Source organism: Niastella yeongjuensis, from assembly GCF_900110245.1.
GTDB classification, from domain to species: Bacteria; Bacteroidota; Bacteroidia; order Chitinophagales; family Chitinophagaceae; genus Niastella; species Niastella yeongjuensis.
The window spans coordinates 280,428-305,155 of the sequence record NZ_FOCZ01000004.1; the positions used below are offsets into that span (position 1 = coordinate 280,428).

19 protein-coding genes are annotated in these 24,728 nt (G+C 46.3%); 6 read left to right on the forward strand and 13 right to left on the reverse strand.

Going from position 1 to position 24,728, the window contains the following annotated elements; genetic code table 11:
* Positions 1-44 precede the first annotated feature (44 nt).
* The 6 genes from BMX95_RS12550 to BMX95_RS12575 form a co-directional block, all read right to left on the reverse strand.
* Positions 45-983 (reverse strand): glycerophosphodiester phosphodiesterase family protein, encoded by a 939-nt coding sequence (locus BMX95_RS12550; RefSeq protein WP_081204865.1) that lies wholly within the window; start codon positions 981-983, stop codon positions 45-47.
* Positions 984-1,007: 24 nt separating this feature from the next.
* Positions 1,008-1,604 (reverse strand): histidine phosphatase family protein, encoded by a 597-nt coding sequence (locus BMX95_RS12555; protein WP_081204864.1) that lies wholly within the window; start codon positions 1,602-1,604, stop codon positions 1,008-1,010.
* A complete protein-coding gene (locus tag BMX95_RS12560) occupies positions 1,597-3,054 on the reverse strand; it encodes an FGGY-family carbohydrate kinase (protein WP_081204863.1) in 1,458 nt (485 codons plus the stop codon). Before BMX95_RS12560 ends, BMX95_RS12555 begins: the two co-directional genes overlap by 8 nt.
* 229 nt (positions 3,055-3,283) lie before the next feature.
* The gene (locus tag BMX95_RS12565; protein ID WP_081204862.1) at positions 3,284-4,729 is read right to left on the reverse strand and encodes an FGGY-family carbohydrate kinase; all 1,446 of its coding nucleotides are present in this window, start codon (positions 4,727-4,729) and stop codon (positions 3,284-3,286) included.
* A gap of 7 nt (positions 4,730-4,736) precedes the next feature.
* Complete coding sequence (locus BMX95_RS12570) at positions 4,737-5,738, reverse strand: 2-hydroxyacid dehydrogenase (RefSeq protein WP_081204861.1); 1,002 nt, start codon at positions 5,736-5,738, stop codon at positions 4,737-4,739.
* Between the two features lie 29 nt (positions 5,739-5,767).
* The gene (locus BMX95_RS12575; RefSeq protein ID WP_081204860.1) at positions 5,768-7,054 is read right to left on the reverse strand and encodes an MFS transporter; all 1,287 of its coding nucleotides are present in this window, start codon (positions 7,052-7,054) and stop codon (positions 5,768-5,770) included.
* Positions 7,055-7,440: 386 nt separating this feature from the next.
* Between BMX95_RS12575 and BMX95_RS12580 the strand changes: the two genes are divergently transcribed.
* Positions 7,441-8,205: a DeoR/GlpR family DNA-binding transcription regulator gene (locus BMX95_RS12580; RefSeq protein WP_081204859.1), complete on the forward strand. Its 765-nt coding sequence runs from the start codon at positions 7,441-7,443 to the stop codon at positions 8,203-8,205.
* Positions 8,206-8,792: 587 nt separating this feature from the next.
* On the opposite strand, the gene BMX95_RS12585 is transcribed toward BMX95_RS12580, so the two are convergent.
* Together BMX95_RS12585 and BMX95_RS12590 are read right to left on the reverse strand one after the other, a co-directional pair.
* Positions 8,793-9,209 carry a hypothetical protein gene (locus BMX95_RS12585; protein ID WP_081204858.1) on the reverse strand — a complete coding sequence of 139 codons (417 nt, stop codon included), beginning with the start codon at positions 9,207-9,209 and terminating at the stop codon, positions 8,793-8,795.
* Between the two features lie 72 nt (positions 9,210-9,281).
* Positions 9,282-9,752: an SRPBCC family protein gene (locus BMX95_RS12590; protein WP_133054101.1), complete on the reverse strand. Its 471-nt coding sequence runs from the start codon at positions 9,750-9,752 to the stop codon at positions 9,282-9,284.
* A gap of 217 nt (positions 9,753-9,969) precedes the next feature.
* Between BMX95_RS12590 and BMX95_RS12595 the strand changes: the two genes are divergently transcribed.
* The 3 genes from BMX95_RS12595 (at position 9,970) to BMX95_RS12605 (ending at position 13,610) form a co-directional block, all read left to right on the forward strand.
* Complete coding sequence (locus BMX95_RS12595; protein WP_081204856.1) at positions 9,970-11,889, forward strand: AAA domain-containing protein; 1,920 nt, start codon at positions 9,970-9,972, stop codon at positions 11,887-11,889.
* Between the two features lie 346 nt (positions 11,890-12,235).
* The gene (locus BMX95_RS12600) at positions 12,236-12,985 is read left to right on the forward strand and encodes an SDR family oxidoreductase (RefSeq protein ID WP_081204855.1); all 750 of its coding nucleotides are present in this window, start codon (positions 12,236-12,238) and stop codon (positions 12,983-12,985) included.
* Positions 12,986-13,025: 40 nt separating this feature from the next.
* Complete coding sequence (locus BMX95_RS12605) at positions 13,026-13,610, forward strand: TetR/AcrR family transcriptional regulator (RefSeq protein ID WP_165759130.1); 585 nt, start codon at positions 13,026-13,028, stop codon at positions 13,608-13,610.
* A gap of 92 nt (positions 13,611-13,702) precedes the next feature.
* On the opposite strand, the gene BMX95_RS12610 is transcribed toward BMX95_RS12605, so the two are convergent.
* A complete protein-coding gene (locus BMX95_RS12610) occupies positions 13,703-14,803 on the reverse strand; it encodes an AI-2E family transporter (protein ID WP_081204937.1) in 1,101 nt (366 codons plus the stop codon).
* Positions 14,804-14,921: 118 nt separating this feature from the next.
* Here BMX95_RS12610 and BMX95_RS12615 point away from each other — a divergent pair, with 118 nt between their 5' ends.
* Positions 14,922-16,517 carry a Na+/H+ antiporter gene (locus BMX95_RS12615; RefSeq protein WP_280517376.1) on the forward strand — a complete coding sequence of 532 codons (1,596 nt, stop codon included), beginning with the start codon at positions 14,922-14,924 and terminating at the stop codon, positions 16,515-16,517.
* 189 nt (positions 16,518-16,706) lie between these two features.
* On the opposite strand, the gene BMX95_RS12620 is transcribed toward BMX95_RS12615, so the two are convergent.
* The 4 genes from BMX95_RS12620 to BMX95_RS12635 all read right to left on the reverse strand — a co-directional run bounded on the left by BMX95_RS12620 (position 16,707) and on the right by BMX95_RS12635 (position 23,180).
* Positions 16,707-19,274, reverse strand: a complete 2,568-nt coding sequence (locus tag BMX95_RS12620; protein ID WP_081204852.1) for a sensor histidine kinase — start codon at positions 19,272-19,274, stop codon at positions 16,707-16,709.
* Between the two features lie 423 nt (positions 19,275-19,697).
* Positions 19,698-20,753, reverse strand: a complete 1,056-nt coding sequence (locus BMX95_RS12625) for a DUF6807 domain-containing protein (protein WP_081204851.1) — start codon at positions 20,751-20,753, stop codon at positions 19,698-19,700.
* Positions 20,754-20,772: 19 nt separating this feature from the next.
* Positions 20,773-22,128 (reverse strand): Gfo/Idh/MocA family protein, encoded by a 1,356-nt coding sequence (locus tag BMX95_RS12630; RefSeq protein WP_081204850.1) that lies wholly within the window; start codon positions 22,126-22,128, stop codon positions 20,773-20,775.
* A 287-nt stretch (positions 22,129-22,415) separates the two neighbouring features.
* The gene (locus tag BMX95_RS12635) at positions 22,416-23,180 is read right to left on the reverse strand and encodes a cupin domain-containing protein (protein ID WP_081204849.1); all 765 of its coding nucleotides are present in this window, start codon (positions 23,178-23,180) and stop codon (positions 22,416-22,418) included.
* A 150-nt stretch (positions 23,181-23,330) separates the two neighbouring features.
* On the opposite strand from BMX95_RS12635, the gene BMX95_RS12640 reads away from it, so the two are divergent.
* Positions 23,331-24,719, forward strand: a complete 1,389-nt coding sequence (locus BMX95_RS12640) for a family 43 glycosylhydrolase (RefSeq protein ID WP_081204936.1) — start codon at positions 23,331-23,333, stop codon at positions 24,717-24,719.
* Positions 24,720-24,728 lie beyond the last annotated feature (9 nt).

Sequence of the window (24,728 nt, forward strand, 5' to 3'; positions counted from 1 at the left end):
ACTTTAAACTTTAAACTTTAAACTTTCAACTTAAAACCAAGAACTTACTTCTTCCCGAAAAACTTCTTCTTTTCACTGAATGCCGGAGCTAATGACTTAACAGCTTCGGCTGCTTCTATAGCTCTGTCTGCTTCAATTACATCAACGCCGCTTTTGATGATCTGCGCATAGGCTTTGGCGCGTTCTTCTTTAGTTGGCAATTTATCGTAGGTAGGGGCGCTGGAGATCATACACATCACCCCGCGCTGATGCAACAGGTCTATCAGTTCTTTATTCTCCGGTTTATCTTCGGGCCCAATATAGGCCATGATCTGCTGCCAGGGAATGCCGGCCTGTTCATATTCTTCCAGGGCCTGTTTTGTTTTTACAAACGCTTCGAACATGATGTTTTTATTATCGTCATAATAAAACCTCGCCTGTTTGGCATTGTGCACGGTAACCATTACCCAGGTCTCGGCATGATGCTTTTTGATCAGTTTCGCCGTTGTTTCCATAGGCACATCTTTTTTATCGAGGCTCAACACCGTTCTTCCCTTTGCCCAGACAATGGCTTCTTCGAGCGTAGGCACCCGGTAGGGCGTTACGTTGCCATTTACATCTTTCAGTTGCAGCTTTTTCACTTCCGCCCAGGTATAGCTGTTTAGTTTTCCCTTACCGGTGGTGGTTCTGTCGAGCGTATCATCGTGCAGCAGCACAATCACACTGTCTTTTGTAAAGCGGGGATCTATTTCAAATATGGCCGGTGTAAACTGCAGGGAATGTTCAAAGGCTTCCAGGCTGTTCTCCGGTGCGCCAGTATCAGGACCACCACGGTGCCCGCTGATCAGCGGCACATCGTGACCGGTATATTTAAAGTATTGTTGTAATTGCTGAGGCGTACTGATGTTAAGCACGTTTATTTTTTTTGACTGTCCCACTGCCTGAACAGCCATAAAACAACTGGCCGCTATTGCGACTTGTATACCGGCTCTACGAAGATTCATAATGTATATATTTTTTGCTAGCAATCAGAATTTTGAATTGAGGTACCGCAGCATGAAACCGCCATCCGGTTCCAGCGTGAACATACTGGCGGCGGAATTTTCCATAAAGAACATGCGATAATTGCGCAAAGGCATTCCCAGTTTATGCGCCAGGAACAACCGGTTCACGCCATTGTGGGCAGCCACCAGGAAGTTACCCGCAGTATGCTGTTGTTGTAACGACTGAAAGAAGGCATCCATCCGCTGCACGATCTCCGTAGCGGTTTCACCCGTACCACCGGCCCGGTTGCTGGCAGGATCGTTCATCCAGTTGTACCACAGTTCGGCATTCTCCGCTATAAATTCCTCTTTTGTTTTTTTCTCCCACCCGCCAAAATCGGCTTCTATCAACCGGTCATCTTTTATCACGGATGTGCCCGTCGTTATTTGCGCAGTAGTATAAGCGCGTTGTAACGGGGAGGAAAAAACGCCATCCCAGGTAATGGATTGTAACTGCTGACGCAGGGTTTCGGCCTGTTTCAGTCCTTTTTCGGTAAGTGGAAGATCTGTCCTTCCGCAATAACGGTTGTTATCGGCATTCCAGGCGGTTTCTCCATGCCTGATCAAATAAATATTAAGCATATACTGTTTTGCTGATATAGCCTTTGCCGGCCAGGATATCGATAAATTGGTGGTAGTTCTGTTGATAAACAGCACTCGCTCCCGGTTGCGGATGCACTTCTTTTTCAATCTGTGTTAATGTGTTGGCCGCTTCGGTGAGTGACGTAAAATGCGTTTGTGACGCAGCAATAATAGCAGCCCCTACGGCACCCGTAACGTGTTTCATTTTAAATACCGGTAATTGCAATACATTGCTCCTGATCTGCAACCACAATTCACTGTTGCTGCCGCCCCCTGCGGTGAATACCGCCGACACCCTTTCGCCCGATAATTGTTCAATCACTTCATACGCATACTTTTCAATATAGGCAACGCCTTCCATACAGGCTGCAAACAATTCGGCAGGCGTTAAACCCACCGGGTGAAAACCGGTTGCCTGCGGCGCTATAAAAGGAAAACGTTCCCCTTGTTGTTTCAACGGCCACGCCAGGTGTTTGGTGGGAACCAACAGAGCGGCTTGTTTTGTTAATTCACCCAGGTCATTGCCAAAATCGCGTGTCACCCAATCGGCACCGGTATTACTGGCGCCACCGGGCATCCAATATCCTTCGGGATGGCGGTGACAATACAAACGCCCCTGCGGATCGTTGATCTCCTGCGTAGTCACTCCTTTTACCACCAGCGTGGTACCAATGGTCGTGTTCCAATCGCCCACCTGTACCGCGCCTGAGGCGATCTGCGCCGCACAACCATCGGTCATACCAGCTACTACCAGCATACTTTTGGGCAATCCCAATGCTGCTGCCAGTTCCGGCAGTAACGTCGCTACGGTTGTGCCGGAAGGTTGTACTACCGGCAACCAGTTTTGTTGAATGGGTAATTTTTCCCAGATGTAAGCAGGCCATTCTTTTTTGCGTACATCATAACCCGATTTCAGGCCATTGGTATAATCAGTAACCTCATACCGGCCGCATAATTTCCCAATGATGAAATCAGCCGCATGAATGAATTTGCCCAGCTGTTCCACTTTATCGGGATAGCGGTTAATGAACCACATCATTTTGGGCAGCCCGCTGCTGGCATTAAATGCAGTATACCCATTGCTGTTGGCCGCCAATGCCACTTTTTTACAAAAGCCGGCTTCTTCTACCGAACGCGGATCGCTGTACATAATGGCATTGTACAGCGGATTGTTATTTTTATCGAGCGGAATTATGGTACCTGAGGTAGAAGTAACAGATATGGCCAGCACATCATTTAGATTTATCGTTGCCTTTACCTCCCCTATTACCTGTTGCAAACACAACATACAGTCGTTCCACCATAACTCCGGCGATTGTTCTTCGCGCGACTGATTGCTTAAAGGAAATGCCTGTTCGCCACTTCCCAGCACGGCTCCGGTTGCATCTATTAAAACTGCTCTTGCGCCCTGAGTTCCTACATCTATACCTATGAAATATGGTTTATTCATGTTGGTTCTGATTATTGAAGACCTGTAAGGTGCATCATTTAAAGCCAAACCTAAGGAGAGCCCAATTGCACCTGACAGGTCTTTTTATTTTAAGCTTGCGCCCATCGCCAGAGTAATTGCCTCTTAATAAATGGGTCTACAATTCGAGTCTCTGCGGGGACACGACCTGTCAGGTCCAATTCACCATGCTGACAGTTCAAGCCCCGATGATGGACCTTACAGGTCTGCCTTATTGCATGCTTCTAAAATTTATCCTCGTCTTCTTCCACTCTTTATACAACCTGGCATAATACTCCTGTTGTTGGGGATGCACCACTTCAATGGTATCATCAAACGAAACCTTCGCATTCAACGCTTCATTACAAATGAGCGCGCCGCCAATAACCGAAGATTGTTCAAAACCCCGCCGTACCTGTACTTTCTTGTTCAACAAACCAGCCAGCAAACTGCGCAGGGCCACACTTTGTAAGCCGCCGCCGCAAGCCCATACATAATCGGGCTGGTGACCGGCCACTTCACACAATATTTTATAATTCTCCGCAATAGAACAGGCAATATCCAATATGGTAGCCCATACAAAATGCCCACGCGTTAACTGATGCGATACCGGGGTGGGAAAAACAAAGCCGCCTTTTGTCAGTGGTGTTTTTTCATCTGCCACCAGCGAACCCAGCGAGGCCATACAAAATGCATCTTTGGTAGCAGCCAGTTCCTGCTCTATGACCGTATAACTTTCATTGGGATAAAAGATCTCCTTCAACCGTTGAAAATTCAAACCCGTTACACCCGCATTGGCTTCAAACACCAGTCGATCTGGTTCAATATCCCTGCTCGTCCAGGTACGTTGGTTCGCATCGAGCAGATAGGTATTCACCAGTTTTACAATGGGCGTGGTAGTGCCCGACACGATCACAATGTCTTCTACTGCAGGCTGCGTGCTTTTAATAGCGAGCTGCGTATCGCCACCGCCTACTACCACTACGGCTTCCTGGCTGATGCCAAAATCAGCAGCAACAGCTGGCAACACCCGGCCCAACACGTCGCCCGACTGATGTAATGGCGACAGCAGGGAACTGTCCAACGCAAACAGGTCGCAGAGGTCTTCACTCCATTCCCTGAATTGCACATCGTACAACAGGGTTTCCGATGCCTGTGCGTGTTCGTATTTTATAATGCCACTTAACTGGTATTCCACCCAGTCACTGATGCTTACAAAATTTACGGTGTGCTGCCAGATCTCTTTCCACCGCTTTTTTATACCTATTAATTTGAAAGCGGAAAACAAGGAGGTCGGATACCGGCCGGTCAGTTTGTAGACGATCGTTTTATCGGGGATCAGGTCTTCCCACTCACGGCCGCGGTGATCGATATTGGGCAAGCCGATCAGCGACTCGCCGTTTTTGCCCAATAAAACAATGCCCTCGCGCTGACTGGTAGCCGTTAACGCCTTAATGGTAACGCCGGGCAATTGACCGATGACCTGTTTTGCCAGGCCAGCTACCTGTTTCCATAAGGCATTGGCATCGAAATACAGGGCATCGGGATATTTATCATCACGGATGTAGGGAAGATCTTCCCGGGCCACGGCCAATACCGTTCCATTGCTGCTGGTTGCAGCCACACGTACATTGCCGGTGCCGATATCGAAAATTATGTATGCTTCTTTTGCAGTCATGGTAAACTTATATCTGAACAGTGAGTAATTCTTTATTGGCCAGTCTGGCGCCGGTTCTTTTTTTGTCAACGTACCAGTCAACCAGGGTTTTATTTAAAATAGTTACATGGTGATCTTCCACTTCAAAGGTGGCGCCCGCAATGTGCGGTGTAGGCAGCACATTGGGATGATCGATTATTTTATAATCGATTTCATCGGGTGGTTCATGATCGAATACATCGAGAATGGCACCGCGGATAGTACCTTCTTCCAGTACCCGTAACAGGTCGTTGCGTTGTACCACTACGGCACGGGCGGTATTTACAAAGATGGCGTTCGGTTTCATTTTCGATAACAGCGAATAATCGATCAGTCCTTTGGTTTGCTCGGTAACCGGCAGGTGAATGGAAACAATATCACTGGTAGCAAATACTTCTTCCAGTGAAACGGAGCGATAAGCATTATCATAAGCAGTTACATAGGGATCATAAAACTGAACCGGACAGGGATAACATTGCAGCATGGAAGCGATCAACTGCCCAATGGCGCCAAAGCCAACCAGCCCCACTGTTTTACCAGCCAGCTCGGTGCCTTTGAACTGCAAATAAGAAGTGTGCGCACCGGCAGCCCAGTTGCGTCCTTTTAACCATTCCACACCAGCCAGGGTATTGCGCATAAAGGTGATCACATTGGCTATGAACATTTCGGCCACGGCCTGTGCATTCCGTGCGGGGGTATAAAAAACAGGGATGCCATGCCGGGTAGCGGTTTCAAGAGCTACATTAGAGGGCGTTCCCCGGCATACACCTATAAATTGTAATTGAGGATGGGCATTTATTACGTCGGCTGTCACGTGGTCGTGTTCGGTTATCAATGCATCGGCCGCTGATGCGGTTAACAATGCCGTTAATTCATCGGCATAATACGCCCGGCCATTGGGTTTCCAGGGTCTGTAAATTACCTCGCCCAACTGTTCCTGCAATGTTATTAACCCGTTATCATTGTACGGCGCCGTCACAAGTATCTTCATAATTAAACGCTTTGATTTTATTCGGTATGTCAGATAGTAGTTTCCAATGTTGCGCTGTCCCGTTTAACATGGTGCAATGTTTTAGCATTATCGGGCAGCGTAATAAATTTTGTTAGCAAGGCACTTATAAAATATAAAACAGCCAGTATCCAGATGATGCCTTCTTCCCCCACAGCGCTAAAGGACAAGCCTACCAGTGCAGGTCCCACAAAAACCGGCAGGCCTGCGCCCAGGTTCAGGATGGCGATGGCAGCGCCTTTGTCTTTTTTCACCAGTGAAGGAACCAATGCCGATAGTGGCACATAACCAGCCAGACAGGCGCCCCATAAAATACCGGCAGCCAGTACAACCGTGAAATTTCCCGGTGCGGCCTGTGGCACATAATACAGGGCCAGCGTGGTAATAGCACAACCAATACCGCCAAACCACATAATGGTATTGCGCCAGCCAAGGCGATCACCCACAAAACCAAAGATCAGGTTGAAGATGATGTTGCTTGTAAAGATGGAACCCCAGATCTGTAACCAGGTCGTTGTATTGAACCCGTGCCTTTCCATATACATAGGTAAAAAGACCGGGAACGCAAATTGCGCCGTGGTGTTGATGATGCGTACTATACCGCCGATCAACACTTTCGGTTCTTCCTGTACGATGGTGAGGCCTTTCAACAGCTCACGGGCTTTGCTGCCTGCTTCGTTTCCGTTTGAACCGGTTTTAAAAGTTGCTTTATTCAACAGCAAAGCGCAGCAGGCGCCGATCAACACCCAGAAAACAGAGCTCCATAGGGTATTGATGTAACCCAGGCTTTTTATGGCCCAGCTGCTGTAAAAAGCACCCAGCACATTCAACCCGCCCGTAAACACAAACCAGAACCAGCCTACGGCCCGGCCCAGCTTTTCTTTCGGGCTTTGATAGGCGATCCACACCATAAAGGAATACGCAAATAAGGGGTAGCCAAACCCACGCAATGCATAGGTGATGATCATAACGGGAAAGTTCAGCTGTGCCAGTCCGTACCCCACAAAACCGGTGGTACCGGCCAGGTATAATAACAAACCGGCCAGCATGGTTTTCTTTGGACCAAACCCTTCTGCCAGCACCCCGGAAAACCAGGCCGAAACGGCTACAGTGATGCCATAGGCGGTGAACAGGGTGGCGTTTTGTTCAAGGGTCATACCCTGTGCTTTCAGGTATGGACTTAACCAGCCGGTTTCCATCCCATCGCCCATCATGAAAATGAGTATACCTACATAGCCCCATAGCAGGGACAGGGGAATGCCGGTTTTATCGGCAAGTTTGTTGTTGGCAGCAATCATTAGTAATCGTTTTGTTATTTTGGTAGCCTGCTCGTTAATCTGTTAACTGGTCAACCTCTCTGCCTTCTGCCTTTGTTTAAATTCTGTTTCAATTTCTAAAGCATCAGCCCGGAATTATTAACAATTGACAACCTTTATGGCAAAAAAGTACCAGAGTATGCCGAAAATGGCCAAATAGCGGCAGGGTACAGTACCCAAGCCAGGCGATTTCGACACCAAAATAAACAAAAATAAATACAATTAAACATTATTAAACCATTATTTAAACACAAATAAGCGCGCAATCGGGTGCACTAATATTATCATTATTTAAAAAATTAAAGGATATATAACCTTTTTACAGAATTCTAAATAACTTGCTGCTGAGATTTCAAATCCCACTTAAGATGACTATTACCGATAGACACCAGCTCATTATTCAGAAATTGCAGGAAAAGGGACGGGTAGATATTCAGGAACTCAGTGAAGAACTGCAGGTTTCGGGTGTTACCATTCGCAAAGACCTGAAACTGCTTGAAGAAAAGAACCTGTTATTCAGGACGAAGGGTGGCGGTTCCATCAACAACCCTTATGCGGCAGAACGCACCATTAATGAGAAGGAGTTTATCAATGCAGAACAAAAGAAGAGGATCGCAAAAGCGGCGCTTACCCTGCTTGGTCAGAACGACAGCATTATCATAGGTTCAGGCACCACGGTATTTGAACTGGCGCAGGCACTTTTTCCGCCCAAACACATTACGGTGATCACTCCTGCCCTGCGGGTAGCGATAGAATTGTGTAACCGCCCCAATGTAGATATTCTGCAAATAGGCGGATTGATCCACCACAGCTCGGCCTCTGCTGCCGGTGCCTTTGGCGAACGTTTGCTCGAAGACATTTCCTGTGGTTTATTGTTTATGGGAGTGGATGGTATTGAACCGGAATTCGGTTTAAGCATTACCAACCTGGCAGAAGCCAGTCTCGATAAAAAGATGATCCAGGTAGCGCAGCAGGTAGTGGTGATGGCCGACAGCACCAAGTTTGGCCGCCGTGGCATTGGCCGCATCTGTGGGCTCGACCAGGTAGATTATATTATTACCGATGCAGGTGCTCCTATGGAAGCCATCCGGCAACTGGAAGAAAAAGGCGTGAAAACCATCATTGCGGAATAACAGGCTCACACCCTATAATTGTTTTTCAGGAATGGGATATTTGTAGTATACTATAATCACGTACTTTCGTTCTTTCTCCACTGGAGGTACAATCTTCAAACTCCTTTTTTCTTCGCCTTTTACGGCTTACTTACAGCGACGTTATAGCGACCTTATAGCGACGCAAATCCTCTATGTTTCCTTTATGGTATCTCTGTGCCTCGTCTGTTGCTTCTCCAGCCACGAGGCAGCAAAGGGACTGCATTGAGGCAGAAGTAAGGAAGAAGTTCCTACAATATCATCATTGGAAATCAAATAATTACAAAGCTGTCCATACTTTGTCTACACTTGTTTTTAGTAATCGTGTTGTGGAAATACGTGTTTTGCGCAAGATTATTTACCGATGCCAGCACCTTCACGGCAATAGCAGAATTGCCGAAGCTGGCACCGGCATTACTCCCCGAATCAATGATATAGCCATAAAATTTATCAAATCAGGAGAACGGGTACAAGGCTTTGATTCATTTATATGCGTCTTAGATAAGCCAAACAAATAACCCTCCCGACTCTTCGGGAGGGTTCTATTTTTAATCATGTTCTTCTAATACTTAACCGGCGTTTTCGCTGGCAGCATTTCCGGTTTTTTCCTGTACCGGTTGAACCGTTACGGGTACTGGTTGAACCGCAGGCACAACAGGCGCTGCTTCTTCATCAACCCAATCGCCAGGCAGGTAGCCCTTATACTTTAACAGGTAAGGGTTCAATTTCTTTTTAACCCATTTGGAGATGATCTCAAACACCAGGAAGCCAATGATAATGGAGATGGCCCATTCCATAAAGCTAAAGGTTTGTTTATCTACCACCGTTTTTTTAGCGGTAAGCCCCCACAGGTTTTTTATACTGCGCGTAGTAAAGAAATGTGCCACCAAACGGGTAGAGGCCATCCCAATGGCAAAGCCAATAAAATTGCCCGTATAGTTGCTGTACACATACTGCATGAACTTTTGGCCGGTATTGTTTTTCATAGATCAAAGTTTGGTCTTACTAAAATAATACCTTCCTTTCGCAAACGCCAGCATGTGAAAAAAATAACTATTTTACAACACTACCAACCGGCGGCAGCTCAGTTCCAGCATCTTTTTAAGCTGTTTTAAATTTCTTCGGCTGGCACTTCGAATGGCCAGTTTCCAAAAAGGCGCTATGGGTTTAAATGCAACGGGAACGCCCCGGTTGCGCAGGGTCATACACGTGGCATTTTCATTGAGCGCCTGCCAGGCCACCGTGGTTTCCATACCCATGCCATTGCCACTGGTTTTCATGATCATTTTTTGACCGGGAATGATCTCCACCACTTCATACACCTGTTGCAGGCTGCGTCGCAGGATCTGTTCATTAACAACCAGTCTGGCACCTGCCCGTAAGGGCGCATCATTGTTCCATTCCACTGATTTTATATGGGTGCACCAACTGGGTGCATTGCCAGGGTCAGAAGCAAATTCAGCTACTTTTTCTTTAGGGAGATTGATAATAATCTCGGTTGATACGTCTACCATTTTTTCAAACTTCAAAGAATAATTTAATGCGATACTGAAATGAGGAGGATCAACAGTGACTTCTGATGGTGAGAGAGGTAATGCAAATGGAAAATAAAGTTAAATATTAAATGTTTACACACCAACTGATTTCCTGTTAAGTTATCATAAATCAATCATTTAAGGTGTTTTGCTCGTTTTAGCAGCACCCTGTACCCTTCCCCGTGTACGGGCCATTTGTTACCTTTGCGCGATGGATTATTTCAAAAGGCTGTTGGATTTACTGAAGACCGAGCGTGAAGAAGACCGGCAATTGTATTTAAAACTCAAACAAACTTCATCCGTAAATCAACGCAGGGCCAATGGATTGACCTGGTACCCCATCGCCATCCGCGACCAGGAAATGAGCCGCGGCGATTACTTGACCGTTGAAGTGGAACGCACTACCCATCACGAGGTGATACACCAGTTACGTTTTGGGATGCCAGCTGTGCTGTTCTCGAACCACGATGCTGAAAATAATAAAGTAGAAGGCACCATCTCCTTTGTGAATGGCAATCGCCTGAAGATCACCCTCCGCACCGATGAACTGCCCGACTGGGCCAGCGATGGTAAACTGGGTATAGATCTCCTGTTTGATGAAAACAGCTACGATGAAATGCAGAATGCCGTTAAACTGGCTTCCTCCCTGGCTGAAAAACCAGCGGAAGGCCGGTTGATACAAATACTTACCGGCGCTAAAACGCCTGACTTCGACACAACTGTTTTCTCCCCCTCTATTGGAGGGGGCAGGGGGGAGGGCCTGAACCCATCTCAACAAGCTGCGGTAAATAAAATATTGCAGGCCAATGACCTCGCCATTGTACATGGTCCGCCGGGAACCGGCAAAACCACCACCCTGGTACAGGCAATAAAAGCCATGATCAAAAAAGACAACCAGCAAATACTGGTGGTGGCTCCCAGCAATACCGCTGTTGACCTGCTGAGCGAAAAACTAAGCGATGAAGGGTTGAATGTATTACGGGTGGGAAACCCGGCGCGTGTATCAGAACGCCTGTTATCACTTACCCTCGACTACAAGATGACAGAACACAGCCACATGAAAGAAATAAAACGCCTTAAAAAACAGGCGTCGCAATTCATGGATATGGCGCACAAGTATAAACGCCATTTCGGCAAGGCCGAACGCGACCAGCGTAAAGCCTTGTTTGCCGAAGCACGCAACATCATGAAAGAGGTTGATAATTCTGAACAATATATCATCAAAGACCTGGTGGCCAAAGCACAGGTGATCACCGCTACCCTGGTAGGCGCCAACCATTATACCGTACGCAACCTGAAGTTTAATACTATTGTAATTGACGAGGCTGGTCAGGCACTGGAACCCGCCTGCTGGATCCCAATACTCAAAGCACAAAAAGTAGTGCTGGCCGGTGACCATTGCCAGTTACCACCCACCGTAAAAAGCGCAGAAGCAGCCCAAAACGGACTGGCCACTACCCTGCTGGAAAAATGCGTGGCTTTACACCCCGAATCGGTAGTACTGCTGGAAGAACAATACCGTATGCATGAAATGATCATGGGTTATTCTTCTTCCACGTTTTATTCAGACCGGTTAAAAGCGCATGCCTCCGTAGCCCGCCATGTGTTGTTCAACAACGACAACCCGCTGGTATTTGTTGATACCGCCGGTTGCGGCTTCGATGAAAAGACCGAACAAACCAGCACCTACAACCCGGAGGAAGCCGCCTTTTTATTCAGGCACCTTACCCAACTGGTTTCGTCGCTAGACAGTCATTATAAACCCGAGAACTTCCCCAGCATCGCCATCATTTCTCCATATAAGCAGCAGATAGATACACTGAAGGAACAGTTCTTAAGCTCACCTGCTTTACAACCTTATACAAATAAGATCGCTATCAATACCATCGACAGCTTTCAGGGACAGGAACGCGACATTGTTTACATCAGCATGACGCGCAGCAACCCCGATAACCGCATCGGTTTCCTAAGTGATATCCGCCGCATGAACGTGGCCATGACACGCGCCCGTAAAAAACTGGTAGTGATTGGTGACAGCGCCACCCTTTCGCAATTCGATTTCTATTCCAATTTCATTGCGTGGGCGCAGGATAGGAATGCCTATCAGAGTGCGTGGGAGTTTGCTGAATAGTTTAAAGTTCAAGGTTGAAAGTTGAAAGTTGAAAGTTGAAAGTTTAAAGTTGAAGGCGCGCACCCAGATCTTTAAACTTTCTACTTAAAACCTGTATTTCTCGCTAACTGATCAACTGGTCAACTGGTTAACTCCCCCCTGTCAATAAGTTCACTGTCAATTTTTTCACCGCTACCCAACTCCCACGTTACTTCACCTGACTTCCTTTCTCGAATCGTTAACTCACTTGTTAACGAATAGCAAATCTTGCCTGATTTTATTTGGAACATTCATTCCAATACCATTACCTTTGTACCGGAATGATCGTTCCAATATAATTTAATCAATCAACAATCAAACAAGTTTTATGAGTCGTTTACAAAATAAAACCGCCCTTATTACCGGCGGAAACAGCGGGATAGGCTTTGCAACAGCAAAAGAATTTCTTGAACAGGGCGCTACCGTAATTATTACCGGCCGTAGCCAGGCCTCACTGGATGAAGCCAAACAGGCGTTACAGGGAAAGGTGCATACCATTCTTTCCGACACCAGTAACCTGGGCGATATCCGTGGCCTTGCCAAACAGGTTCAACAGATCACTCCGCGCCTCGATGTAGTATTTATCAATGCCGGTATTGGCAAGTTTGCACCTATTGAATCGGTAACTGAAGAACATTATGATGAGCAATTCAATATCAATGTAAAAGGCGCTTACTTTACTATTCAGGCATTATTGCCGCTGATCAATGATGGCGGTTCTATTATTCTGAATACTTCTATTAATGCTCACATGGGCATGGCCACTTCCAGCGTTTACTCCGCTACCAAAGGAGCGTTGCTTACCATGGCCCGCACCATATCAGCTGAATTATTACCTCGCAGAATCCGCGTAAATGCCATCAGTCCTGGCCCGGTTACTTCTGAATTCCTGAAAAAGGATGGTTTAACTACAGAACAGATCAATGGCTTTAAAGAAGTATTAACAACCAAGGTGCCTATCGGCCGTTTTGGTGAGGCCGCAGAAATTGCCCGCATTGCCACCTTCTTTGCATCAGATGATTCCAGCTTTGTAATAGGCACCGAAATCATCGCTGATGGTGGGTTCATCACGTTGTAAAAAAGTGGTAAATTTGGAACAAAGATTCCAAGTAAGCTTAATGCCAAAGACAAAACAATTCGACGAAACGGAAGTGCTGATAAAAGCCCGGAAGATTTTCAGCCAGAAGGGATACAACGGCACTTCCATGGATGACCTGGTTCAGGCAACCGGTTTAAGCCGGTCGAGTATCTATGATACCTTCGGCGACAAACATGGGCTATTCCTGAAAAGCCTTAACCAGTACCGCCACGAGCAGCAAACTTCCATGGAGAAACAAACTGCCAAAACAACGTGTCCGAAGAAAAAGATCCGTGCCATCTTCGATTATTTTGTGAAAGATATCCTGGCCGACAAAGAAGGAAAGGGATGTCTGCTGATCAATGTAAGCCTGGAACTGAGTTCGGTTGACAATGAAGTAATCAACATCTTCCATGCAAACATGGATGAAATGGAACAACTGCTGACTTCCCTGATCAGGGAAGGACAGGCAAATGGAGAGATCTCAAAAAGGTTCACCCCCAAAGCCATGGCAAGACTTCTTTACAATTCCTTAATGGGCCTGCGGGTAACCGGTACCAACAAGCCCGATGCAGACATGCTGCGTGATGTAGTTAGGTTAACGCTGTCGATACTGGACGAATAAAGATATCCCAAACGAGGTAGGAAATAGGAAGTAGGAAATTCGCGAACATCTTACTTCTTACTTCTTACTTCTTACTTCTTACTTCTTACTTCTTACTTCTTATCCACCCTCGGCGGCGCTTTAAAGATCGTTTTCCCAATCGGCGGCATGGTATCCCCCAATAAAAATCCCCAGGGTTTCAGCGGCGTAATGCGATCAAAGATCACTTTTATTATAGCCGTAAGCGGGATCGACAAAAACATGCCACCCACACCCCAGATGGCCCCGCCTATAAATACCACAATGATCGACATCAGGGCATTGATGCGTACCTTGGAGGCAACGATCCGAGGAACTATGTAATGGTTGTCGACAAACTGTACTACTGCATACAAAATAAGCACCCATACCACATAGACCGGCGACTTGCTGGTATACGCAATCAGCACGGGCAGCGCCACGGCAATAATACCCCCTATAAATGGAATGATATTTAACAGCGCACCGATGATGGCAAGCAATATCGCATAATCAATGCCCAGCAGTAACAAACCGGCTGTATTTAAGGTGGCCACAATAGCCGCTTCGAGCAAAAGCCCTACCAGGTAACTCTGGATCAGGGTTTTGGTTTCGAACAATACTTCGCTTACGGTTTCGTGGCTTTCGCGGCGGAACAGGCGGGATATAAAATCGAGCAGCAGCGGTTTATAAAAAAGGAACATAAACACATATACGGGGATCAGCAAAAACAGCTTCAGGATGTTAGTGACCGTAACAAGTGTTTGTCCCAGCAAAGCGGCCGATTCATTTAATTGTTTGTTCTCGGTATCCACGATCCAGCTATCTACTTTACCCTTGCTTATATCAAATGTGCGGGAGGCCCAGGCGCTTACATCCTTCAATAGTATATTGATTTTTTGTTGCAAAGCTACCAGGGTATCGCCAAAACGCATGGACTGATTGACAACAAAATAAATCAGTCCGCCAATGAGCAGCAGCAGCACTATAACTGCAATGAATATGGCCAGTACCCGGTTTACCCGGTGATGGGTAAGCCTGTTCACCAGCGGATTTAATAAAACGGCAAATACGGCGGCATACACAACGGGCAGAATGATATCGCGCCCAATGTATAAGATATAAAAGAATACAAAAAGCCCTACCACTACCTGGGCTGCAATAATTACAAAGGGAGTTTTGCGGACAGGTTCCATAACATTCATTTAGAGACTGGGTAACATTTCCTTTTTGTTACTATACAATTCCCGGGCCGTCATTCCCCACCCTGTTTTATGGCAATTTGCCCATACCACTGTAGATTTGTGAACTATGATGCAGGATAGCCTTTTACTCGTTTTATGCCTTTTGTTTGTTATTAGTATCCTTACCATGCTGAGTAGCAAACTGAAGGTAGCCTACCCCATCTTCCTGGTAATAAGCGGCCTGCTCATTAGTCTGATCCCGGGCATTCCCCATATCACGCTGGACCCGGACCTGGTCTTCCTTATTTTTCTGCCGCCGTTGTTATATGCTGCTGCCTGGAATACCAGCTGGAACGATTTCTGGAAATTCAAAAGACCTATCAGCCTGCTGGGGTTTGGATTGGTTATTTTTACCTCCGCCGCTGTGGCCTGGATCTCGAATATGCTGATCCCCGATTTTTCACTGGCATGCGGTTTTTTGCTAGGCGGCATTATTTCACCCCCTGATGCCGTTGCTGCTACTTCTGTTTTGGCGGGTTTGAAAGTACCCAAACGGATCACTACCGTTTTGGAGGGCGAAAGCCTGGTAAATGATGCGGCGAGTTTGATCGTGTTCCGTTTCGCATTGGCTGCTGTAATTACCGGTCAGTTTAATATGTGGGAGGCCACTCAAACATTTTTCGTGGTGGCCATCGCGGGCATTCTCATTGGGTTGGCCATTGGGCACATTGCCTACGCCATGCACCGCTACTTTCCTACCACCCCGGCTATCGATGCGGCATTTACGCTTATAACGCCATATCTTATGTATATCACGGCGGAACATTTTCATGTATCGGGGGTGCTGGCGGTAGTAGCCGGCGGCTTGTTCCTCACTTACCGTTCGCCGGATATTTTCAGTTATGAAGCCCGCATTCAGGTATTGGGGTTGTGGGACACACTCGTATTTTTACTGAACGGCATCGTCTTTATTTTGATAGGATTGCAATTGCCAGAGATCATTAAGGGTATGGAAACCTACTCTGTTGGTCAGGCTATTTCATATGCCATCATCATCAGCCTGGCAACCATTATTATTCGCATTGCCTGGATCTTCCCCGGCGCTTATGTACCCCGAATGCTGTTTAAAAGCATTCGGGAAAAAGAGATCCGGCCCACCTGGCAAATGGTATTTTTAACCGGCTGGAGCGGCATGCGCGGCGTGGTATCGCTGGCTTCGGCGCTGGCCGTACCCCTCACGCTCGCCAACGAAAAGTCTTTCCCTCACCGCAACCTTATATTATTTATCACATTTGTGGTGATCCTGTTTACGCTGGTATTACAGGGGCTTAGCCTGAAACGCCTCATCAAAATATTGAAGATAAAAGGCGATGAAACTGAGTCAAACAACCTGGAGGCGCTCGAAATGCGGCTGCGGCTGGCCAATGCCGTACTGGCGCACATTGATAACAGGTACACGAATGAAATAGAATCGAACGAAACGTACAAACGTGTACGCGACCGTTATGCCCGTATGATTGAAATAACGCAACGAAAGCTGGATGCCCGGGAATCTACACCGGAAGAACAAAATTTTTTACCCCATTACCGGCAAATGTTGTTGGAGCTGGTTGAAGTACGCCGCCGCGAACTGAATCACTTCCGGCATCATAATTCCTATAGTGAGGAGTTGATCCGGGAACGGGAATATGAACTGGATCTGGAGGAGGCGAGATTACGGGGATAGTTTTAGTTCAAAGTTTAAGGTTTAAAGTTTTAAGTCGGGTAATCATGGCTAAAGATGGCGTCCTACCACTCGGGCCAATTTGCCGGGACTTTGAGCTGCATTAACATTCAACTTTCAACATTCAACTTTAAGCATTCAACTTTCAACTTTCAACTTTAAACTTTCAACTTTCAACTTTAAACTCTGGAGCTACATATCAAACACGACCCTAACCATACAACCTTGCCCCGGTGCTGACTCGATATCAACCTTACCATTAAATACATCGGCGCGGTTGACGATGTTGTTGAGACCAATGCCGCGGCGTCTCACCTGCGTATCGAAGCCCCGGCCATTATCGAAGATGGTTAGGATGAGTTTCTTTGCATGCTCTTGCAAGACGATCGATATCTGGGAGGCATCGGCATGTTTCAGGATGTTGTTCATTTGTTCCTGTATAATACGATAGATGGTGAGTTTCAAGCCATAATCGAGTGTTGATTCATCGATATCGGTATGATTAAAATTAATATCCATTTTCTGCACCCACCGGATATCGTTAATCATATCATTGATGGTTTCAATAATGCCCAGATCGGCTGCGCTGGGCGATACCAGTGACTTCGACAGCTTACGGATCTCTTCTATGGCCATATGAATATGTTCAGCCGCTTTAAGCGTAAACTTCTCCCGCTCATCCCCTTCCAGGAAAGGAGATGACAGAAACAATTTAGCTGAAGCCAGGATCTGGTTTACATTATCATGCAACTCCTTCCCTATTTCAGAGCGTTCTTTTTCCTGTATATTGATAGTAGCGCGGGCAACCTGCCGCTGGTGCTCCACTCTTTCTTCTGCCAGCTTTGCCTGGTGAAGGCGCAATTGTTCTTCGGCATGTTTTACAACGGTAACATCATGCACCACTCCAATCAGTTTTTCCGGTTCACCCAACGTATTTATGATCAACTGTCCCTGCGCATGTACAACACGCATATGGCCATCGGGGCGAACAATGCGATGCTCGATATCAAAATCACCATTGCCTTCAATCGTATCTTTAATACTGTTCAAAACATACTCCATATCATCTTCGTGAATGACAGAAAATTGTGGTCCCAAGGTGGGCACCTCGTTTTTAGTATCCCAGCCAAAGATGCGGTACATTTCATCGGACCAAATGGAAACACCTGTTTTAAGGTTGGTTTCCCAACTGCCCAACCCGGCAATTTGCTCTGCCTGTTGCAACAGTTTCTGATTATGCCGGATTATTTCTTCTGAGTGCCTGCGCTCGGTGATGTCGATGCCAATCGCAAAATAACCATTCAGCTTGCCCAGTTTATCAAACTGTGGTTGCAGCTGTACAGCAATCCACACCTTGCGGCCCGATTTGGCATAAATCAGCACTTCCGTATCGAAAGTGCGGCCGTTTTTTTTATTTTCTATCATGTCCAATACAGCCAGCCGGTCGGTTTCTTCCCCATATAAAAAATCTTCCGGCCGTTTGCCGGCAACATCCTGTAAGGTGTATTCCGTTACCCGGGTAAAGGCGGCATTTACCCATGTTATTTTGCTCTCCACGTCGCAAATGATAATAGGGCTCAGTGTTTCACGGGCTATATGAGAAAGCTTTCTCAATTCTTCCTCTACCTTCTTTTTGGCGGAAATGTCGCGCAGGATGGTACTCATCCTGTCTTCCCCATTCAGGTCTTTGAAATAAACCGAGGAGAATTCACAGGGAAAATGTTCGCCATTTCTTCTGATGCCAATCAGTTCCCCCTGTACAAAACCCTTTGTCAGCCGTTCATGCATCATCTGGTACAATTCGGGCGTATGCATTACCACACCGTGGCGTCCGAGCTTTCTAAATTCTTCTTCGGTATACCCGAACAATTCACGGGCCTTTACATTGGTTTCCAATATGGAACCATCGGGTTTGCCCAAAATAAAAGCATACAGACTGCTGTTGGAAATAGCGCGGTATTTTAATTGCCCCAGTTGCAGCATTTGTTCAGCATGCTTATCCTGCGTTATATCCTGAAAGGTGCCAAAGAGTTGAATGGTTTTATTAAAGACCTGTTTGGGCCGGCCTATAGCCCTGATCCACCTGGCCGATGGGCACTTGGTACAATCCAGCTCTATATTAAAAGGCGTACCCTTTTCCACAGCCAGGTGCACGGCGTGTTTGAATTGCAGATAAGCTTCATTGCCAACGAAGAAAAGGATATCTTCCCACGAGATGGTATTGTATTTTGGTGTATCCAGCAATTTATACAGGCCTTCTGTGCAGGATAACCGGTTTGTTTGCACATCGAGCTGCCAGCCGCCAATGCCCGTTGCCAGCTCCGTTTCTTCAAGCAGGTGTTTATAATTCGTGGTTTCGGTAATATCAGTAATACTCACCATCATATACCGGGTGTCATCCGGTTCCATCAATACATTGAGTTTGCAATTAACGCGGAAGATGTGACCGTCTTTTCGTTGTATGGGAAATTCAATAATTGTTTGCCTGGGCACCTGGGCCTCCATAGCGGCATTAAAGGTAAAAAGGGTAAAGTCGCGTTGGATCTCTGGTACCAGGGATAGAAAATATTGCCCGAGCAGTTCGCGGCGATCGTATCCGGTAAGGCGGCAGAAGCTGTCGTTCATATCAACCAGAAAACCTTCATTGTCAGCTACCAGGATACCTACATCAATGGAATTAAAAATGGAATTAAAGACAGGATTGGCCCCACTATCAACAGCAGGAAAATTTCCCCGTTGAGTTTTGGAATGTACACGCATATCACAACCATTTTACCCAACCTCCGCCTGTGCGGTGAAGCCAGTGTATATGTAATAAGTTTCTGTAATTTTTAAATTCATCAGGTACCAGCACTCAGGTAATGCTTACTCAGGAACAGGTTACATCATCTTGCTCTCATTACGAATACCGGATAAAACAGGATCAAATCTGATTAGTGCAGTGTGGAGTTCCACCTGAAAAGGTGATAAAATAAATTTACAATATTATTTAATAAGTAGGCAGAAATAATTGTGCCTGATAAGGACTTTACTGTTGCTCAATACGGTTTAGCCCGGCTTGTTTTTCCTAATCAGTTTGATAATAAATGTTTATGAATATGGATGCACCAAAAAATAACGGACAAATCATATGTAATGACTTGTCCGTTTTACGCTTATCGTCTAAACAAGGTTTCCCCCTGCTTATTTCTCTATGTCTTTAAACTTCGTTTTACCAAATTCATCGGCCAGCTGGTTTAACTGGGTTGCAGAAATGGTATTGACACCTTCATCAAATACAATGCGATATACAAAACGCACGGTTTCCCCTTTTTTCAATTGCAGGTTTTTGGCCGATTTACCATTGGTAAATACTTTTTCGCCAAGTGGATTGGCGGCAAACAAGCCATACCCCCGTGCATGCCAGAAAGTGGGGTAATTGATATTGCCTGGGTGGTCGATGATGGCAATGCTGATGGAATCGTTCTTCATTTTGCCATACAACTTACACCATACACCTCTTGTGCTCCAGGCGCTGTCGCCTTCTTTACCGGCACTGGTTATATAGTTACCGGTAGCGATGGCATCGGTATTGGCTTTTACCACCGTAGCAATGCCTTTATTATCGGTGAACACCTGGTCTTTTTTACTGGAGATCTGTAATTCGTGCGCCACCCGTAAGCCCAGCATACCGTCTTTGGCATCTGTGAACAATACATCCATATCGGCTTTCAGGGTGGTGATGCGGTCGATGATGCGCTGGTTACCGGTACCGCTGAATTCATACTGCGTGGTTTCTTCCAGCAGGATGTTGTTCTTTGAATCGGTCCAGTTGGCATGATAGGCCAGCACGCCTTTGGTACCATCTTCCTTTTTAATGATGCGATCGGTTTTTATACTTCCGTACAAAGCCTTTCTTTCCTTGGGAATAGCGAAAGAGTTATTCCAGAAATCGAGCCCGTTCACATTTTCAAAATTGAACCATAAACCCAGGTGATGCGGGTGATCGGTAGGATCACCGGGCATGGTAAAAATAGGATACCCGCGGGTTACCATAGCCCCATTGGCTGAGAATATAGGATACAATACCGGTTTGGCGATTGTATCCGGATACATAAACCGGGTAAATAGTTTTGAACCTATGAGCACGTTGATAGTAGTCTGGTCTTTTTCAGTTACCAGTTTTACCATTTCATTTTTCTGGGCAAAGGATGCAGAAAACATACAGGAGCCGATCGCCCAAAGGAAAAGTTGTTTCATCCGTTATTTTTTATATTCCTTAATATTTAAATGGCTTGCCGTTCACCATTACTTCCTGTGTTTTTTCATCGAACGTAGCCTTTCCACCGGTATGCACAGCTGCATTGGTCATGATGGTGGCTATGGAGTGGTTGTAACCTGCTTCAACGGGCGCATTGGGTGTTTTACGGCTGCGGATGCATTCCATCCAGTTGCGTACGTGGTTGCTGGTTAGTTTATCACCTCCGGTATTGGCACTGGCCACTACGGCTTCGGTATTCGACAAGCTGAGTTCTGGCAACAGGTTTGCCTGCAGACCCATATCCTCGGCAAACTTCTTGGTTAAACCGCCTTTTGGCGAAACGGTATTGGTGATCAGGTTCAGTTCACCGCCATTGGAGAAATAGATCTCTGATGGTTTTTCGTCGCCATTGTGCATGCGGCTGCCAAACGTTACCTGGAAACCGGTTGAAGGATCATTTATCGGACCATAATCCATTACGGCGGTAATGGTATCCCAGTTCTTTCTGCCATCCTTCCACATGTAAATGCCGCCATTGGCCACTACACTGCGTGGGTGCGGAATACCGCTGAACCAATGCACGGTGTCTATCTGGTGGCTCATCCACTGACCGGGCAATCCTGATGAATAAGGCCAGAACAGGCGATACTCCAGGTATTTGCGCGGATCGAACGCTTCGAACGGACGGTTCAAGAGGAAGCGTTTCCAATCGGTATCTTCTTCTTTTAATTCTTTTAATAATGCAGGACGGCGCCAGCGGCCGGGCTGGTTTACATTCCAGGTAAGTTCTACCATGGTAATGGGACCAAACTTGCCCGATTTAATAAATTCATCAGCCGCATGGTAGTTAGACCCGCTTCTGCGTTGTGAACCGATCTGTACAATTCTGTCGGTTGCTTTAATGGCTTTTAACGCGGCGCGGTTATCCTCCATGGTTTCCGCAAATGGTTTTTCACAGTACACATCACAACCGGCTTTTACCGCTTCTATGGCATGCAGGGCATGTTGAAAATCGGCTGTACTGATGAATACCGCATCTACCAGTTTCTTGCTGTATAATTCTTCATTATTGCGACAGGCTACTATATCATGGCCCATTTTATCTTTCCATTGGGCAGCGCCTTCTTCCCGTCTTTTTTTCCAGATATCAGAGACAGCCACTACATCAAAATTCAGTTCCTTGTAGTGGTTCATAAAACAAGGCATATGCGAACTGCGGTGTCGGTCTGAAAAACCAACTACCCCTACCCGTACCCTGTCATTGGAACCTATGATCCTTCTATAGCTTTGTGCAGAAAAACCGGCTTTGGCAACTAATAATCCAGCTCCGGCCATGGTGGTTTGTTTGATAAACCCGCGACGAGAATTTTTCATATTCGGCAATTATTAAATTGGTTGTGCCTTAAAATTAAGGAACGCAACGCCAATTTAAGCATTAAAAAACAACAGGAATATATTTATATTACTAAATGGGTAGAATTGTTTAATGTACAGTTGTAGCGGGCGCCCAGATGCATGTTTTCAGTTAATGGTTGCATGGGCTGTTTAAAGTATAAAGTTGAAAGTTTTAAGTTGAAAGTCTGTTGCTTCCGGATGTCCGATAATAGGCTGACTTCCTGACACGCGAAGCAACCTTAAACTTTAAACCTTGAACTTCGAACCTATTGAAATTGCAACGCAAAATACTCCAACGCTTCACTGCCGCTGTTCTTTAACGAGTGCAGGGAATTAGACGCAAAAAATATCAGGTCGCCTTCATTTACCGGTTGTGTGGCATCGCCCAGTAATACGATGCCGGTTCCTTTGCGCACCAGTATTATTTCTTCCTGTGGGTGTTTGTGCGGGCTATGGCTCAGCAGTCCCGAATTCAGCGTGGTCACATGCAGTTCCATTTTTTGAAAGGCAGCCGTGAAGCGTTCAAACACTTCCCTTCTTTCGCCCTTTTCATTTTGCTGTACCGACCAGTTTTCCCAGTCGCCGGTAAAAGTGCCGCCCGCCTGTTTACCACGTTCAATATTGAGAGACGTCGTTGGTTTGAACCGGAGGGAATAATACACCGTCAGCACCTTGCTGGTGGATTCAAAGGTATGTTCATCACCCGGCATGATCAGGGCCACGCCACCGGGGCCGATGATAGTAGCGGTGCCTTTGGTAATGACCTTTAAATTGCCTTCTTTAACAATGATGAGTTCTTCAGAATCGAAGTGCGCCAGCGGGGGGTGCGGTTGTTTGCCCGGGTCCAGTTCCACCACCCGCATTTCAAGGTTAGCTAAGGTAGCAGTTGGCCCATTGGCAATTTTCATGACATAGCTGCTGGAGTCCTTTTGTACTACAAGGTCTTTCCAGGCAAACAATTTCGATGGTATAGGTTGTGCTTGACAGATCAAGCCGACTAAAACAGTAATAGTCAGGAAGATAGGTTTCATGGTGTAAATATAACAACTGTTTGTTATAAGTTACGGGTTTCCAGTTTATAACGAACGTAAGTGGGTATTGATTGTGAATAAGTAGGATTATCCGCCAAAAAAAGGAAAGGCGTACATTACAATGGATTAATGACCCACATAATCAACATAATGAGAACACTTGCCTGGGTAATAGCCATTACCTTTTTTCATTCAACGATCTCACGTGCACAACGGTCCGGCAATCCTATTATACCCGATCTGTTAGCCGACCCCAGCATTGTTCAAATCAACGATACCTTTTATTGCTATGCCACTACCGACGGCTATAACCAGGGACTGGCCACTTCAGGGCCACCGGTTGTATGGACATCAACAGACTTTGTTAACTGGCATTTTAAAGGCACGTTCTTTCCGGCAGCGGTTGGACAATTATACTGGGCGCCAAGCACAGTTACAAAAGTAAAAAACAGGTATTACCTCTATCCTACCATCAATACGAATATATATGCAGCAGTGGCGGCCTCCCCTGCCGGTCCGTTTCATGTTTTGAATGGCGCCGATACTTTTGCGGGTCCCACAGCGCCTAAACCAATGGTGCCTCTGAAAGGCCCCAAAGGCACCAAGGGTATAGATGCGGAAGTATTCATAGACGATGATGGCAAAGCTTATATGGTTTGGGCGCAACGCGGCGCAGCAAGGCTGCACGATGATATGGTTACCCCCGATTCTTATGTAGTGATCGATACCAAACGCAGCGGGTATTCTGAAGGCCCCTTTCTATTTAAACGGAAAGGTATTTATTACTATCTGTATACTTTATCGGGCCATGAGAATTATCAGTATGCCTATATCTACAGCAAAATATCGCCATTGGGACCATTTGAATTTCCGGAGAATGATATTATTGCCACTACCGATCATACCCAGGGAATCTATGGACCCGGACATGGTTCGGTATTCAATGTAAAAGGAACGGACAATTATTATTTCGCTTACCTGGAATTTGGCCGGGGCAGCACCAACCGCCAGGTATGGGTTGATAACTTAATCTTTAATGACGACGGTACTATTAAACCTGTTGTATTGACCCGGGAAGGAGTAGGTGCGCTGAAACCGGCAAAAAGCGAGCTCATATCCATCCCCATCAGAAGAGCAAGGGCAAGCAGTTCACTGCCCGATCTGAAAATTAAACCCATCAAGGATTCCACCTTAAACAGGACCGAAACCTATGAACCCCAAAACGCCATCGACCAATCGAATGGTACGCGTTGGATGGCCGCTGCCACCGATTCACTGGCCGTCTTCGGTATAGACCTGGGGTATGCCCGAAAAATAAATAAGCTGGAAATTTATTTTGTAAAGCCAACTGCCGGGCATGCCTATAAGCTGGAATATTCTACCAATGGAAAAACCTGGAAACTTTGTGGCGGACACAGCGATGTGCAGATCCAGTCTCCGCACACCGATGATTTTGCCGTAACAGCCCGCTATTTTAAGATCACCTTCATAAAAGGCGTCCCGGGATTGTGGGAATTGAATGTTTACCAAAAACCCTGATACACCTGG

What these genes read in the sequence shown, in the direction of transcription:
- BMX95_RS12620 (WP_081204852.1), bottom strand. Translation starts at nt 19,274, where the DNA reads ATGCGTGTACATTCCAAAACTCAACGGGGAAATTTTCCTGCTGTTGAT.
- BMX95_RS12595 (WP_081204856.1), top strand. Translation starts at nt 9,970, where the DNA reads ATGGATTATTTCAAAAGGCTGTTGGATTTACTGAAGACCGAGCGTGAA.
- BMX95_RS12585 (WP_081204858.1), bottom strand. Translation starts at nt 9,209, where the DNA reads ATGAAAAACAATACCGGCCAAAAGTTCATGCAGTATGTGTACAGCAAC.
- BMX95_RS12550 (WP_081204865.1), bottom strand. Translation starts at nt 983, where the DNA reads ATGAATCTTCGTAGAGCCGGTATACAAGTCGCAATAGCGGCCAGTTGT.
- BMX95_RS12560 (WP_081204863.1), bottom strand. Translation starts at nt 3,054, where the DNA reads ATGAATAAACCATATTTCATAGGTATAGATGTAGGAACTCAGGGCGCA.
- BMX95_RS12610 (WP_081204937.1), bottom strand. Translation starts at nt 14,803, where the DNA reads ATGGAACCTGTCCGCAAAACTCCCTTTGTAATTATTGCAGCCCAGGTA.
- BMX95_RS12570 (WP_081204861.1), bottom strand. Translation starts at nt 5,738, where the DNA reads ATGAAGATACTTGTGACGGCGCCGTACAATGATAACGGGTTAATAACA.
- BMX95_RS12555 (WP_081204864.1), bottom strand. Translation starts at nt 1,604, where the DNA reads ATGCTTAATATTTATTTGATCAGGCATGGAGAAACCGCCTGGAATGCC.
- BMX95_RS12600 (WP_081204855.1), top strand. Translation starts at nt 12,236, where the DNA reads ATGAGTCGTTTACAAAATAAAACCGCCCTTATTACCGGCGGAAACAGC.
- BMX95_RS12635 (WP_081204849.1), bottom strand. Translation starts at nt 23,180, where the DNA reads ATGAAACCTATCTTCCTGACTATTACTGTTTTAGTCGGCTTGATCTGT.
- BMX95_RS12580 (WP_081204859.1), top strand. Translation starts at nt 7,441, where the DNA reads ATGACTATTACCGATAGACACCAGCTCATTATTCAGAAATTGCAGGAA.
- BMX95_RS12615 (WP_280517376.1), top strand. Translation starts at nt 14,922, where the DNA reads ATGCAGGATAGCCTTTTACTCGTTTTATGCCTTTTGTTTGTTATTAGT.
- BMX95_RS12575 (WP_081204860.1), bottom strand. Translation starts at nt 7,054, where the DNA reads ATGATTGCTGCCAACAACAAACTTGCCGATAAAACCGGCATTCCCCTG.
- BMX95_RS12625 (WP_081204851.1), bottom strand. Translation starts at nt 20,753, where the DNA reads ATGAAACAACTTTTCCTTTGGGCGATCGGCTCCTGTATGTTTTCTGCA.
- BMX95_RS12640 (WP_081204936.1), top strand. Translation starts at nt 23,331, where the DNA reads ATGAGAACACTTGCCTGGGTAATAGCCATTACCTTTTTTCATTCAACG.
- BMX95_RS12630 (WP_081204850.1), bottom strand. Translation starts at nt 22,128, where the DNA reads ATGAAAAATTCTCGTCGCGGGTTTATCAAACAAACCACCATGGCCGGA.
- BMX95_RS12605 (WP_165759130.1), top strand. Translation starts at nt 13,026, where the DNA reads ATGCCAAAGACAAAACAATTCGACGAAACGGAAGTGCTGATAAAAGCC.
- BMX95_RS12565 (WP_081204862.1), bottom strand. Translation starts at nt 4,729, where the DNA reads ATGACTGCAAAAGAAGCATACATAATTTTCGATATCGGCACCGGCAAT.